The sequence below is a fragment of the Calditrichota bacterium genome (assembly GCA_013112635.1).
GTDB lineage: Bacteria > Calditrichota > Calditrichia > Calditrichales > J004 > JABFGF01.
Genome location: JABFGF010000002.1, coordinates 668,788 through 683,767, shown reverse-complemented (window position 1 = coordinate 683,767; position 14,980 = coordinate 668,788). Strand labels below are relative to the sequence as shown.

General features: G+C 37.0%; 8 protein-coding genes. 2 read left to right on the top strand and 6 right to left on the bottom strand.

Annotated elements, in window-relative coordinates; translation table 11 throughout:
* Nucleotides 1–91: 91 nt before the first annotated feature.
* Nucleotides 92–5,695 (top strand): tandem-95 repeat protein, encoded by a 5,604-nt coding sequence (locus HND50_08050; protein ID NOG45168.1) that lies wholly within the window; start codon nt 92–94, stop codon nt 5,693–5,695.
* Here HND50_08050 and HND50_08045 read toward each other — a convergent pair.
* Nucleotides 5,692–6,957, bottom strand: coding sequence for an NAD(P)/FAD-dependent oxidoreductase (locus tag HND50_08045; GenBank protein NOG45167.1), 1,266 nt, complete (start codon nt 6,955–6,957; stop codon nt 5,692–5,694). The two genes, HND50_08050 and HND50_08045, sit on opposite strands and share 4 nt — an antisense overlap.
* Before the next feature lie 100 nt (nt 6,958–7,057).
* On the opposite strand from HND50_08045, the gene HND50_08040 reads away from it, so the two are divergent.
* Nucleotides 7,058–8,203 (top strand): hypothetical protein, encoded by a 1,146-nt coding sequence (locus HND50_08040; GenBank protein ID NOG45166.1) that lies wholly within the window; start codon nt 7,058–7,060, stop codon nt 8,201–8,203.
* A 34-nt stretch (nt 8,204–8,237) separates the two neighbouring features.
* On the opposite strand, the gene HND50_08035 is transcribed toward HND50_08040, so the two are convergent.
* The 5 genes from HND50_08035 to HND50_08015 all read right to left on the bottom strand — a co-directional run bounded on the left by HND50_08035 (nt 8,238) and on the right by HND50_08015 (nt 14,948).
* A complete protein-coding gene (locus HND50_08035) occupies nt 8,238–9,524 on the bottom strand; it encodes a site-specific DNA-methyltransferase (GenBank protein NOG45165.1) in 1,287 nt (428 codons plus the stop codon).
* Nucleotides 9,525–9,585: 61 nt separating this feature from the next.
* The gene (locus HND50_08030; GenBank protein NOG45164.1) at nt 9,586–10,677 is read right to left on the bottom strand and encodes a response regulator; all 1,092 of its coding nucleotides are present in this window, start codon (nt 10,675–10,677) and stop codon (nt 9,586–9,588) included.
* A 95-nt stretch (nt 10,678–10,772) separates the two neighbouring features.
* On the bottom strand, nt 10,773–12,548 hold the full coding sequence (locus HND50_08025) for a HAMP domain-containing protein (protein NOG45163.1): 1,776 nt from the start codon (nt 12,546–12,548) through the stop codon (nt 10,773–10,775).
* 125 nt (nt 12,549–12,673) lie between these two features.
* Nucleotides 12,674–13,510: a DUF2911 domain-containing protein gene (locus HND50_08020; GenBank protein ID NOG45162.1), complete on the bottom strand. Its 837-nt coding sequence runs from the start codon at nt 13,508–13,510 to the stop codon at nt 12,674–12,676.
* 37 nt (nt 13,511–13,547) lie between these two features.
* Nucleotides 13,548–14,948, bottom strand: a complete 1,401-nt coding sequence (locus HND50_08015) for an aldehyde dehydrogenase family protein (GenBank protein NOG45161.1) — start codon at nt 14,946–14,948, stop codon at nt 13,548–13,550.
* Between the last annotated feature and the right edge of the window lie 32 nt (nt 14,949–14,980).

Sequence of the window (14,980 nt, the reverse complement as noted above, 5' to 3'; positions counted from 1 at the left end):
TAAAAGCCAGGTTTCTTCCAAAACCAGGTTTTATTCGAGCCTGACCATTGTTTTATTTCTTTCTTCCTCTTTTGTATTTTCACAAATAAATATGGGTGATTCACAGAATTTTAATACCCGTTTTGATGGACCGCTTAAAGACGCAAGGCTTGGCCAAAGTATTGCTTATGGCGATATTAATGGTGATGGATTTCAGGACCTTATTGTTGCCGCCTACCGTAACTCTGCTAATAACCGCTTAAACTCAGGAAGTGTTTTTATAATCTTTGGAAAAGGATCTGATTCCAAAGCTGTAATTTCTGATTTAAATAATCCTGCTAATTACGATGTTCGTATTGATGGAATAGACAAAAAAAATCAGCTGGGGCGTTCAGTTGCTTCCGGTGATTTAAATAACGATAATTTTGATGATATTTTAATTGGTGCAAATACTTCAAACACAAACGGTAAACTAGGCTCAGGGAGTGTTTTTGTAATTCATGGATCAGCAAATTTTGGCCTTCAAAAAATTAGGGATCTTGAGGATCAAAATAATTATAGTATCCGATTTGACGGTGCTCTGAGAAATGACCGTCTGGGCGAAAAAGTGCTTAGTGGGGATGTAAATGGCGACGGCTTTGATGACATAATAATGTCGGCAGCTCTTGCTAACAACGATGAAAGCCAGGACTTAGGAAGTATTTACATTGTTTATGGAAACAACAGCTCCGGCACAGGTGTTATCTTAGATCTTTCTGAAAGTACATCTTATAATAAGGTGTATACCGGCAGTGCAAAAGGTGATAGCTTGGGAGCCTCTTTGGCTGGAGGCGATTTAAATGGCGATGGATTTATAGATTTAATGGTTGGCGCCCCCTATCAAAACACAGATCTGAGAGTTGACAATGGCAGCATTTTTATAATTTACGGAAAGGATGAAAACCCAAATGGGCTAAGTTTATCTCTTGCCGATCAGAATAATTATGATATGCGCTTTTACGGAACGGCAACAAATGATGTATTGGGATTGTCAGGCGTTTGTAGCGATTTTAATGGTGATGGACTTGATGATATGATTTTGGGTGCAGCCGGGTCTGATTTCAATTCTCGCAACCGTTCTGGAAGTTTTTATCTAATCAATGGATCAACTTTACCGGTTGTTGAAAAAGACATCGATCTTACTTTAGTGAATAATTTTAATCTCCGGTTTGATGGAGCCGCTGCCGATGAACTCCTCGGGCTTAGTGTTTCTTCAAACGATATTAATGGCGATGGTTTTCATGATTTACTTTTCGGTTCATATTATGCAGACTATAATGACAGCACTAACTCTGGGAGTGTTTATGTTATTTATGGAAATAATTCTTACACCAGTGCTGAGCTGCTTGACTTGCAATCCTCAACAAATTTTGATCTGAGATATGACGGCACATTCGCAAGTGACAATTTTGGCCGATCAACATCCGGGGTGGATTTTAATGCGGATGGATTTGGAGATATAGTAAGCAGTGCTTTTTTAGCTACAAATAATGATAGCCTTGAGTCAGGAAGCATTTATCATATTTCAAATGAAGTGACGGGTGAGCCCGCAGCGATTCCACATTATTTATCGGCGGGTGACAGACCCAATTTTTTAATGCGTGATGAAAACATTAGCGTTGATTTCTCTACAGGTTCTGACGGGCTTTTCCATGTTCAAAGAAAAATGAGTAAGCCGGCTTCCGATTATCCCGATAATACAGCACAAGTTTCCTGGGTGTTGAGCTCTGAAAAAGGCACGATAACAAATACTCAAATTTCTTTAAAATATAACGCGGACCAAATTACTGGTTTGGATGAAAACAATCTCAAAATTTTTTACCGGGTTGTAAACAGCTCCTCTCATAGCTGGCATATTGTTCCCAACAGTTCTCACTCAATTGCAAACAATACAATTACTTTTTCAGTGGACAGCCTCTCAGAGTTTACAATTGGTGACCGAAATAATATTTCAAATCATTATCCTACTATTACTACTACCGAAGTAGACTCTGCAACTGAAGACCAGGATTATATTTTTACTCTTGAGGCAAGTGACCCTGATAATGATAATCTTAGTTTTGTAAAAATTTCTGGTCCAATCTGGTTGTCAGTTTCCACGTCAGGGGTTCTAACCGGCAGACCAAACCTCTCTCACATTGGTACTTTTCCGCTACAAATTAAATTGACAGATGACGGCGTAGTGCAGTTATCTGATACGTTGTTTAGTCAAATCACAGTGATTGAAGTGAATGACAACCCAGTTATAACAACGACCAGTTTAATAAACGGAATTGAAGATATCGCTTATACCGATACGGTTTTCGCCACCGACGAAGAGAGTGCTATTTTAACATTTTCAGCTTTGGATGTCCCTGTTTGGATGGATGTTTCTGCAAATGGGAGTTTGTCTGGCTTTCCACTTAATGAACACAGTGGGACAGCAATTCCTGTAAAAATTACTGTAACCGATGAAGGCGCTGCAAAAGATACGCTGCAAACAACAATCAATGTAATCAATATTAACGATGCTCCGGTGCTCTCCCCAATTTCCGGTGAAACAGTTGATGAAGGGAGCGCCTTCACAGCAATAGATTTAAAATTATTTACCCAGGATATTGATAATACATTTTCAGAATTACAATGGACTGTTACGGAAAATCCGGATATAAGTGTCATCATAAATACCAATGGTGTTGCGTCTTTAAGTGCAAATGATGAAAACTGGAATGGAGACAATACGATAAAATTTAAAGTTACTGATCCTGGTTCTTTGTCTGATTCGGTTTCGGTACTTTTTAGGGTAAACCCTGTAAACGATGCGCCGGTGGTTTCAGCAATCCCGAACCAGACAATTGATGAAGGAACAGAATTTGAACCGATTCATTTAAACGATTTTGTCCATGATGTAGATAACGCAGATAGCGAAATTAATTGGGACCATGAAGGTGACATTGAGCTAAGCATTTTAATTGATGCAAATAATATTGCCCGGATAAGCATTCCTGATAGTAACTGGTTTGGCAGTGAAACAATTAAGTTTACAGCGACTGATCCATCTTTTGTAACAGATTTTGTAAATGTTATTTTCACCGTAACGAATATTCCTGATGCACCGGTTATGACAGATATTCCATCGCAAAACATAATGGAGGGAGCTAGTTTCCAAACTATTTTTCTTGATAATTTTATCGAGGATATCGATACGCCTAAGGACCAAATTGTCTGGACAAAATCAGGAAACAGCGATCTTATTGTTTTGATTAATGAAATGAACCAAGCAAGTGTTTCAACACCAGACAGCAACTGGTTTGGATTTGAAGAAATTATATTTAAGGCTACTGACCCGGATAATTTATCGGACCAAAGTGAGGTACTTTTCACGGTAAACAATATAAATGATTCGCCACAATTTATAACAACAAGCTTGCCTAATGCTGCCGAAGATTCCAGTTATGTCGTTCAGTTAGAAACGTTTGATGTGGATGATATTCTTTTAACGGTCACAAAAATTTCGGCTCCGACCTGGATGGCAGTTTCCAGTAGCGGTTTGCTAAGTGGCATGCCCCTGAACAGTGATACGGGAGAAGATCAGCAAGTAACAGTTGTTGTTTCTGATCCGCTTGGCTTAAAAGATACACTTTCCACCACGATGGATGTGGTTCCGGTAAATGATGCACCGGTTATATTAGGAGTACCGGATGTAACATTTGAGGAAGATGATTCTACGAGTATTGATTTACTGGATTATGTTTCTGATGAAGACAATGAACTGCATGAATTAATTTTTCTCGCCGAGGTTTTAGTGCCCGAGTCCGGTGTAAATGTTACAGTTACCGATGGACATTTAGTTGAAATTATTCCGGATGAAAATGTATTTGGTGATTTCCCAATTCGTTTTATCGTAAACGATCCCGGTGGCCTTTCAGCTGTTGATACTGTTATTGTGCACATAATGGGTGTTGACGATCCACCTGTTTTTATAACTTCTATCTTACCGGATGCTTTAGAAGACCAGCTGTTTATTGACACACTTTTTGTACAGGAAACAGATGGTGATACTCTGGTTTTTACTGCTCAGAAACTCCCCAATTGGATATCTGTTTCTACTGATGGTCTTTTAACCGGCCTACCGCTTGTTTCAGATATTGGCACGAATCAGGAAGTAATTATCAGAGTGTCGGATATGATTAGTGAGGATACTTTGATAACTAAAATAAATGTCATCGAAGTAAATGATTTTCCTGTGATTGAGAACGTGCCGGATATAATCTTTAATGAAGACGATTCTATTTTAATTGATTTGTCAATACATGCATCGGACGAGGAAAGCCCTAATGAAAGTCTTAGTTTTGGGGTAGAAATTTTTTCAGGAGAGACGTTATCCGCTTCAATTATCAATCATCATTTTGTGCGCATTGTTCCTCAGGAAAATCTTTTTGGAAATTTTCAGATTGGTTTTACAGTAAAGGACCCGGAAGGTTTAACAGCTTTAGATACGGTAAAAATAAAAATAAAAGCAATAAATGATGCGCCGATCATCAGTTCAATCCCAAATATAGTTTTTGATGAAGATGGAAATTATGCTTTGGACCTTAACGCTTTTGTACACGATGTTGATAATCCTAACCGGGAATTGAAAGTTAGCAGCCGTGTTTTGTCCGGTGTGAGCCAACTTTTAAATTATGATGATAGCCTTAGCCTGGCTATAGTTTTTTCATCTTTGGAAAATGTTTTTGGGGAATTTGATGTTGAGATTAATATTAGTGATCCGGGCGGGTTGCAAGCATTAGATACAATAAGTGTGAAAATTTCTGCCATAAATGATCGTCCCGTAATTGACAAAATTCCGGTTTTATCAATCCTAGAAGATGTTCCTTTTATTTTGGAAAATTCTTATTTTGATCCGTTCATCTCAGATATTGATAACCCAAAAGATTCCTTAAATCTCGTATTTATTTCAAATGTATTATCGGCACAAATAGATCTCAATAATTTAACAATTTCATCTCCGGAGAATTGGTTTGGAAAAGACAGCCTTTTAGTGGTTGTAAACGATCCCGGCGGAAAATCAGATTCAACATATTGGCCAATCAATGTAACGGCTGTCAATGATAAACCAGTTGTTTCATTTGTGGATGAACTGCAAATTGTAAATGATAAAATCAAAGCAATAAACTTATACGAAAATGTTGAAGACATTGATAATTCAATTGATGAAATCAGCTGGTCATTTTTCAGCGATACAAGTGCAATAGTTTTAAGTCAAAATCAGGATAGTCTTTTTATTAATGTTTCGGAAATTTTTGGTGAGTTTAGATTATTTCTTATTGCAACTGATGCGCGAGGTTTGGCAGATACTGCGACAATAAACCTGGTTGTTTCTTTTCCGGTTTCAAAATATGACCAAAATGGTGATGGTGTTCCGGAAAAATATGTGCTTTTTCAAAATTACCCAAACCCATTTAATGCCACGACAACAATCAGCTATGGTCTTCCGTCTGACTCACGGGTTAAAATTGAAATATTTAATACCGTCGGCCAAAAAATTGAAACTCTTTTTAGTGGAAACCAAACTGCGGGTTTTCATGAAGTTCGCTGGACAACAAACATTTCATCCGGTATATATTTTTACAGGATTAGCTCCAAAGGCAAAAAGAATTTTACAAAAATTAAAAAAATGTTTCTTATCCGTTAATCCATCTTTGTAATTAGGCGAGCCCCCCGTTTTCTTGTAAAAAAATTCCAGGCCCATTGCAGCATAACTTTCGTTTTACTGTCGTATTCAATCAAATATGCAATATGGATAAAAATCCAGATTAACCAGGCAGGCCATCCGCTTAACTCAAGTTTTGCCATTTGAACCACAGCAGCTTTACGGCCAATTACTGCCATGTTTCCTTTGTCTTTATATTTAAATGGACCAATGCCTTGCCCTTTTAGTCGTCTCAAAATAAGTTGCGACATATAACGACCTTGCTGCATGGCTACTTGCGCAACGCCTGGAAGCATCTCTTTTTCTTCGGTTTCAAAATGGGCAAGATCTCCTATTACAAAAATGTCTTTATTTCCAGGAATGGAAAGGTCGGAATTTACAATAACCCTTCCTGCCGGATCCAACTTCACACCATTTTCATTTTGCAGCAATTCACCAACGGAAGATCCCTTTACACCAGCGGCCCATAAAACAGTCCGGGCATTAAGCACTTTCTCAGAGTCGCCATTTTTTAACCGGACAAGTGATTTGTCAATATCCACAACAAGTGTTTTTGTCAAAACAGATACAGATAGTTTTTCCAAAGACTTTTTTGCCTTAGATGAAAGCTTTGCGGAAAATGTTGGCAAAATTCTTTCAGCCCCTTCAACCAGGTAAATTTCAGTTTCCTCAGGATTAATATTGCGAAAATCACCAAGCAGAGTTTGATTGGCCAACTCACCCAGAGCTCCTGCAAGCTCCACTCCGGTTGGCCCGCCGCCTACGATAACAAACCGCTGCCATTCGCATTTTTTTGTTTTATCACTTTCAAGTTCTGCCTTTTCAAATGCCTGCATAATACGCATTCTTATTTTTAAAGCATCTTCAACTGATTTTAAACCGGGCGCGTCATTTATCCATTGATCGTTTCCAAAGTAGTGATGTTTTACGCCTGTTGCGATAATCAAAGTGTCATATTCAATTTCCTTTTCACCGGTTATAATAGTTTTCTTTTTTGAATTGATTTTTTCAATGGAAGTTTGCAAAACTGTAATATTTTTCTGCTTTTTAAAAATAGCGCGGATAGGCGAAGCAATATCCCCGGGAGATAATCCACCAGTTGCTACCTGGTACAGTAAAGGCTGAAAAAGGTGGAAATTTCTTTTATCAATCAGGGTCACTTCCACATCTTTTTTTGCTAAAGATTTTGCTGCATACAAACCCGCAAATCCGGCACCGACGATAACAACTTTGTGTTTAGGCATTTCAAATCCTTCTTTTAAATAGTTAAGGAATTTACAAATGGATTTAGTAGATTATCAAAAGAATGTGATCACATTTTTATAAATATTTGGAGTAGCTTCTATGAACATTTTAGTACTTGGCGCCGGTCGTATGGCATATGGTTTTGTTTTTGATATGTTGAAAAATAAAAATATTCAAAAAATTGTTGTTGTAGATAGGGAGCAATCCGCATTGGATACAATGAAAGCTCACTTTAATAATCCATTGTTATCCTTTAATTGTATAGAGGCTGATAGTTTATATCAATTAAAACCACTATTTAAAAATGTATCAGGTGTTATCAGCGCTGTACCATATGATTATAATTTAGATCTGACTGAGTTGGCCATCGAAAATGGAGCACATTTTGTAGACCTCGGTGGTAATAACACGGTCGTAGAAAGACAATTCAGGCTTGATCACAAAGCAAAAGAAAACAATGTTGGCATAGTGCCGGATTGTGGTCTTGCGCCTGGGATGGTCTCAATTGTGGCAGCTTATGCAATGGATCAGTTGGCCCGTGTTGATGATGTAAAAATCAGAGTTGGGGGGTTACCTCTTTCTCCGCAAACCCCTTTAAAGTATAAAATTGTGTTTTCAGTACATGGCTTGATAAATGAATATATTGAACCAACGGTTGTTATCGAAGACGGCAAAATTAAAAAAGTGGAGTCAATGACTGGCCTTGAAACTCTCGATTTTCCACATCCCTTTGGCAAATTAGAAGCCTTTTATACATCCGGAGGTACGTCTACACTGCCGCAAACATTTGAAAAAGATGTGATCAATCTCGACTATAAAACAATCCGCTATCCGGGCCATGCTTCTTTGATGAAAGCGATGATAGATTTAGGTTTTACGGAAAAGAAAGCACATTTTGACTTTGATGGTCAATCTGTAAATACACGTGCTGCATTTGAAGCGATGCTTAACAGTTTGCTTTCTTATGAAAGTGAAGATGTGGCTCTAATTCGGGTTGAAGCGAAAGGTCAAAAAGAAGGGAGAGAGAAAGTAGTTTCGTATCAGGCAATCGAATACGAGGATAAAAAAAATAACCTTACAGCTATGATGCGCACAACGGCTTTTCCGGCATCAATAATTTTGCAAATGCTAATTGAAGGAAAAATCAAAGACCGTGGTGTGCTAAAACAGGAACTCTCTATTCCTGGTTTTGAGTTTATGTGCGAGCTTGAAAAACGCGGTATTTATTTTGATAAAAATGAATAATTATTAAGGTGTGGATTTTAATTAATTCCGACAATTATTTATTGTTTTTTTCCAGTCCCAAGAATTTGCTTTTATTTTTATATTCAATCGAAGTGTCGACTTGAGCCAAACCATTTTTAATTAAATGCGCGTTTATAAAGGTCTTATTTTTCAAATAAAGGTAGCCAAGCAAGTTTTCTTCATCGTCATATTTTTGGACATCATGTTTTAGAAACACTTTTTGGCCTTTTAGTTTTTTGGAAAGAAACTCTACAGCGGCCCCATTCAGTTTTTTATTTTCTTTAATCCCAAGCAAGCGCACTTTCGAACCATTGTTTAATAGTAATAATTCTGGAGAAATAATTTGTTTAACACTAAAATATTCTTCTCTTTTTTTAGAGTTCTTATCAATTTTTGAACCAAATTGTAATTTCTTTGGATCAATATTTTTATCTAAAGCATGAGGATCTTTAAAAACATAAGGGAAGTTCTCAATCCGTTTTTTAAAGTCGGTTTTAATTGATTTTTGCTTTGTAAAATCATAAACAGCATCGTCATAATCAGAATTTAGTTTTGCTTTAATAAATGGAATAAAATCAGCATTTATTTCATAACCAACAGAATTACGGTCCAAATTTTTTGCAGCTAAAGATGTTGTGCCGCTTCCTGCAAATGGATCAAGGATAACATCACCCACAAAAGAAAACATTTTTATTAGCCTTTTGGGTAATTCCTCGGGGAACATGGCGATATGGCCATCCTGTTTAGCACCACCAAAATTCCAATGCCCGGAAAAATATTCTTTCCACTCTTCTGTTGTCAGTTTTGAAAGTTTCTTTTTTTCAGGGTCTGGCTTTGTGGGTTTACCCAGTTTTTTAAATATTAAAATAAATTCGTAATCAATTGAGAAAATTCCATTCCGTGGGAAAGGAAAACTTCCCATGATGCTTGCTCCACCTGTCGTATTTGTTGTCGTTTTTTTTTGCCAAATTACGGCACCCATATAATCAAAGCCGATGGATTCACAAAACTTAATTATTTCCGTCCGAATTGGGATCACTTTATATCTGCCATAATAAACGGATCGTGCAAACTGGTCGCCAATATTTACACATAATCGACACCCATTATCCAGTACTCTAAAACATTCTTCCCATATCAGGTTCAAGTTGTTTATATATGTTTCATAGGTATCGTTATATCCAATCTGGTTTTCATTTTCGTAGTCTTTTAGCTGCCAATATGGTGGGGAGGTGATTACTAAATTAACGGAGTTATTTTCTATTTCTGGCATTTCCCTGGAATCGCCATTAATAATTCTATGATTTGTTACTGTGTGCATTTTAAAGAGTTTTTCCTGATAATTTTAAGTTTGATGCAAATCTAACTTGAAGCCCGGCACATTATTCTTTTCTTCCAAGGACCTCATATACCTGAATTTTTTCCTTTTTACCTTTTACAAAAAGAGGTTCAAATTCTTTGAAGTTAAACAGTTCTTTGGTTTTTTGATAAATGGCGTCACTAACAAGAACGGAGTTTGGCATCTCTTTAGTGATAGTTTCAATTCGTTTTCCCGTATTAACTGTATCACCGGTTAGCGAGTAATCCATTCGCTCTGCAGAACCGAGGTTTCCAGCAACCACTTCTCCGGAATTTATACCAATACCCATTTTTATTTCACGATTAAATTTTTCATTATATTTTGAATTGAGCTTTTCTAACTGGCGCATCATTTCTAATGCGCAAAACACAGCATTTTGTTCATTCTGCTCTGTGGCGAGCGGGGCGCCAAATGCTGCAAAAACTTCATCTCCAACAAATTGCGCTACCGTACCATTGCTTTTTCGGATAACCTCTGTCATCATGCTGTAATAATCATTTAAAAAACTTACAACTTCTTTAGGGTTTAACTCTTCACTCATTGGGGTAAAACCACGGATATCACAAAATAGAACGGCCACATTTCGCTGCTCACCATCAAAAATAGAGTCTGCTGTAGAATTCAGGGCTTTTTCAACAACGGGCTCGGGGACATAGCGCATAAACAATTGTAATGTTTTTTCCTGTTCCTCTATTTTCGATTTTAAATCGCAAATGAGCTGCCTGTTTTTGGATTGTAACTCCGAAAGCTGACAGGCATTTTCAATAGTCATACGCAATTCATTTTCATCCCACGGCTTTGTAATATAACGATAAACCTGACCTGTATTTATTGCTCCGATGATGGCTTCAACATCGCTAAAGCCGGTTAATATCATTCTTACGGTATTTGGAAATTGAGGAATTACTTTTTCTAAAAACTGGATCCCGGTCATTTGAGGCATGCGTTGATCAGTAATAACGACATCCACAGGTTCGTTTTGTAAAATTGATAAACCTTCTTCACCACTAATAGCTGTTTTTACATTGTAGTCACGGCGAAAAACAGCTTTAAATGAAACTAGATTTTGAGGTTCATCATCCACGTACAGGATAGTTGGTTTTAAATTCTCCATGGTTTTTCCTTTGTGAAAAGCAGGCAATTTTGGCAAACTACGAAATTAAATCTGACATGTTCAATGATAATTAATTAATTGTGAATTTGGCAGTTTTAATATTTGTATGGCAGCTTAATTATAAAATCGGATCCTTTACCGGGTTTACTTAAAACTTCAATATCTCCATCATGGTCATGGATAATTCCATAGCTTATTGATAATCCCAGGCCGGTTCCTTTACCAACATCTTTTGTTGTATAAAAAGGTTCAAACACACGTTTTAAAACATCTTCAGACATTCCATTGCCATCATCTTTTATCGATATATAAACCCAGGATTTGTCCATCCAGGTTTTGATTGTTATGACACCACTTTCATTAATTGCCTGGTTGGCATTTTGTAAAATATTTAAAAATACCTGGTTTAGTTTTCCGGGATAGCATAATATTTGTGGGAGGTTGCCATATTCGGTTTTTATCTGAACTTTATTCTTGAGTTCATTATGCAGTACCATTAAAGTGGATTCTAAACCCTGTTGAATATCCGACAGTTTTTGTTCATCCTCATCAAGTCTGGAAAAGTTTCTCAGTCCTTTTACGATTTCAGTCGTGCGCCTTGCACCCTCTTCAATTCCATCTAACAATTTGTCAATCTCTTCCAAAACATAATTAAAATCGATTTCTTTTTTTAGCTTATCCACTTCTTCAAAATTGCTATCCAGGCAACTTGTTGTTACAGCCTGTTCATATTTTTTTAGCACATCAATTATATCTGCAACATCCCTTTTTAATGGTTTTATATTGGCAGAAACAAAATTGATAGGATTATTTATTTCATGTGCAATTCCTGCTGTAAGCTGCCCTACTGAGGCCATTTTTTCAGATTGTACAAGCTGGTTTTGAGCTTCCTTAAGGCGATCAAGTGTGTTTTCCAGGTCTGCATTTTTTTGTTCGGTTTCCTGTTTTTGCTGCTCCAGTAAAACGGATTTTTCCTGAAGTTCATCATGGGTTTCCCGTAAAACTTCCCACTGTAACTCCAGTTTGGCAGACTTTTCTTCTGCTTTCTCCTGAGCCTCGCGTAAAGACTTAATCATTCGATTAAAGGCAGTCGCCAGGGTTCCAAGTTCATCTTTGCTGCGATATTTAACATTTACCCATAAATCACCCTCACCAACTGCCAGTGCAGCACTTTCCAGCCGACTGACCGGCACTGTAATCAAGCGTACAATGGCTATAGCCATAATGAGGGAAATTATAATTGTTGCAGCCAGGAGGGTTATTGTAAATTTCCTTGCTCTTAAAAATGTCTCTGTCGCCCGGGCAACCGATTCAAGTAAATACTGATCGTACAAGCGAACCATTTCTGTTAAAATAGAACTGTATGCATCAAATATATTTTTGGCATCACCGTTTAACAAAGTAATGGCTTGTTCAGTTTTATTTTCCCGGAACAGTAAAACACAATTGAGACTAAACCCAAGATATTCATCCCATAAACTATCAAAATCTACATAAAGTTCTTGTTCTTTTTTGCTGTACAGTTTTAGTTTTTTAGATTCGCTTATCAAGGATTCATAAGTATCTTTGCTTTGATTAATATCATCGATCAGCTTGGATATTTTTTTATTGTGCTCCTCTTTTTGTATATCCGTTTTTGCAAAACTGAGCTGTAATTGGGCAATGCGCAGATTAGATGAATAATAGTTTATATCTGCAATTGCGATGGCGCGTGGTAGAGAATTAGAAGAAGAAATCTCTAATTCGCGGCGCAATTCTCTCATATTATAGATAGAATGGAGATTGACCGCGATTAGGATAAAAAGGATAGTGCCAAAACCAAGGGTCTGTTTGGTTTTTATTTTTAAATCTTTGAATTTTAATCTGGGCATATTATGCCAACATTTTATGTAGACTTGTCACTACAACAATCAAACCGGTACCTAAAAGTAGCATACGGAATTTATGATATAATAATTGCCTGGTTTCACATACAAGTTAATATATTCATATTTAATTACAACTTTGCACTCCATTCGGAAATTGCAGTCTCATTCATTTTAATATACGTATTATTGCCGGCTTTTTGTGCGCTTACCAGGCTACGTTTTGCCCAAACAATAGCCTCTTCATAATCACCCTTTGCTGCTAAAATTTGTGATTTTAAACGAAGGACCCAAAAAGGTTTTTCATTTATTTCAAGTGATTTTGAAACCATTTCCAGCGCTTCTTCGAGATTTTTTTCATTTTCAAAATAATAACGGGCAGAACTGTACCATGCACCGGCGCTTTTTTCATCATCCGAGTCACGGAAATTTTTAATACTTTCCATAACCATTTTATCTGTATCAACACCCATTTTAAAGCTAACGCGTGTTTGGGCCCACATCAAAACTATATTTGCTGAGTTATCCGTAATGTCCGCAATATCAATTGTGAACCTTTCAACAGGCAGCGGTGTCAACTTGGGTTTAACTTTGAAAGTAACTAAATCATGTTCTTTGGCATGGTTCTGTCTGCCGTCTAGTTTTTTATTGATTATAATTTTCCATTCGCGTTCTCCGGGAACTGTATAAATGCTGTATTCACCTGCAGGAACTTCATTACCTTCTAGAGTAACATCCGTGCTGAATTTAATTTTTGTAGCTTCGTTTGCTCCGGTTCGCCACACTTTGCCGTAAGGTTCTAATCCACCAAAAATTTTGCGTCCTTTTATTCCGGGTCTGCAGTACTCGATTGCAATTTCTGTAATCCCTACAACCTGTGTAATTGTGCTAAAGGGGCTTGGCTGTGGTGTTTTTACCTGTGAAAACAAAAAACTTGAACTTAAAATAAAAGCAATTAATATTCTCATATTATTCTCCATTTATTATTGATAGCAATCTATGTTATTATAAATATTTAACTATTAAATCTACAATCCATTTAACACTTTTTGTATATGGCGGATGAACAAGTTGTGCAATAGTAAATCCATTTTTTTGTTTTAACATGGAACGCTCATTTGTAAATGCCATGAAACCATGATGTCCATGAGATTTACCCATGCCACTAGAATTTACACCACCAAACGGGAGATGTTTTTGACCAAACTGCCAGGTTGTTTCATTTATTGCTGTGGTCCCGGAGGATGTGTTTTTTAAAATATAATTAATATTTTTTTTAGTTTGTGAAAAAACATAAAGTGCCAACGGTTTTTCTTTATTGTTTATTTCTGAAACAACGTCTTCAATATTTTCATAAGATTGGATCGGCATCACCGGCCCAAAAATTTCTTCATTACAAATATTCGCTTCTCGGGGTACGTTGTTCAATATTGTCGGGGCAATATAACAATCTTCTTCATCGAATGTAGAGCCGGTAATAATTTCTGCTCCTTTTTCAACGGCATCTACAGAAAGGTTTTTGACGCGCTGAAAATGCTTTTCATTAATAGTCCGTGCATAATCCTCGTTTTTAAAAGCATCTCCGGGAAAGGCCTTCGATAATTCACTTTTTAATTCTGTAACCAGCTCATCCTGTTTTGACTTATGGACATAGACAGTATTAACCGAAACGCAGGATTGGCCATTGTTCATAAACTTTCCGTAAATAAGCCTTTTGGCCGCGTCTTTAATCCGGGCTGTTTCATCAACAACCACAGGGTTTTGGCCACCAAGTTCCAATGTAACAGATGTCAGGTTTTTAGCCGCTGCATTCATAACAATTTTACCAACCTGTGGACTGCCTGTAAAAAAGATATGGTCAAAAGGTAATTTTAATAAACTCTCTGAGACCTTGTAATCACCTAAAACAACTGTTACTTCACTTTCATCAAACAAATCTGAGATCATGGATTTCATCAAATCTGATGTGTGTTCACTCATCTCTGATGGCTTTACAACGGCGCAATTTCCTGCTGCAATGGCTGAGACGAGGGGCCCGATTGTCAACTGAAAAGGAAAATTCCAGGGAGCTAAAATAAGGGCAACACCTTTGGCTTCATATTCTATCCAGGATTTGGTGCCCAGAAAAGTGATTGGTGTAGGCACTTTTTTAGGCTTCATCCATTTTTTTAAGTTTCCGGTGGCGACATCAATTTCGTTGAGAACAACCTTTATTTCAGAAAGATCAACGCCAACAGCCGGTTTTTTAAAATCTTTATAAACAGCATTCCGGATTTCCTGTCTATGAGAAAAAATCCAGGACCGTAATTTTTTTAGTTTTGCGATTCGCTCTTTGGCAGTGCTGTTTTTGATCTCTTTGAGAAAATGTTTTTGCTGATCTTCAAAAATGGTTTGATATGGATTCATGTTATAGCCAGTTTTATTCACTACAAGAGTTT

What these genes read in the sequence shown, in the direction of transcription:
- HND50_08050 (NOG45168.1), top strand. Translation starts at nt 92, where the DNA reads ATGGGTGATTCACAGAATTTTAATACCCGTTTTGATGGACCGCTTAAA.
- HND50_08045 (NOG45167.1), bottom strand. Translation starts at nt 6,957, where the DNA reads ATGCCTAAACACAAAGTTGTTATCGTCGGTGCCGGATTTGCGGGTTTG.
- HND50_08040 (NOG45166.1), top strand. Translation starts at nt 7,058, where the DNA reads ATGAACATTTTAGTACTTGGCGCCGGTCGTATGGCATATGGTTTTGTT.
- HND50_08035 (NOG45165.1), bottom strand. Translation starts at nt 9,524, where the DNA reads ATGCACACAGTAACAAATCATAGAATTATTAATGGCGATTCCAGGGAA.
- HND50_08030 (NOG45164.1), bottom strand. Translation starts at nt 10,677, where the DNA reads ATGGAGAATTTAAAACCAACTATCCTGTACGTGGATGATGAACCTCAA.
- HND50_08025 (NOG45163.1), bottom strand. Translation starts at nt 12,548, where the DNA reads ATGCCCAGATTAAAATTCAAAGATTTAAAAATAAAAACCAAACAGACC.
- HND50_08020 (NOG45162.1), bottom strand. Translation starts at nt 13,510, where the DNA reads ATGAGAATATTAATTGCTTTTATTTTAAGTTCAAGTTTTTTGTTTTCA.
- HND50_08015 (NOG45161.1), bottom strand. Translation starts at nt 14,948, where the DNA reads ATGAATCCATATCAAACCATTTTTGAAGATCAGCAAAAACATTTTCTC.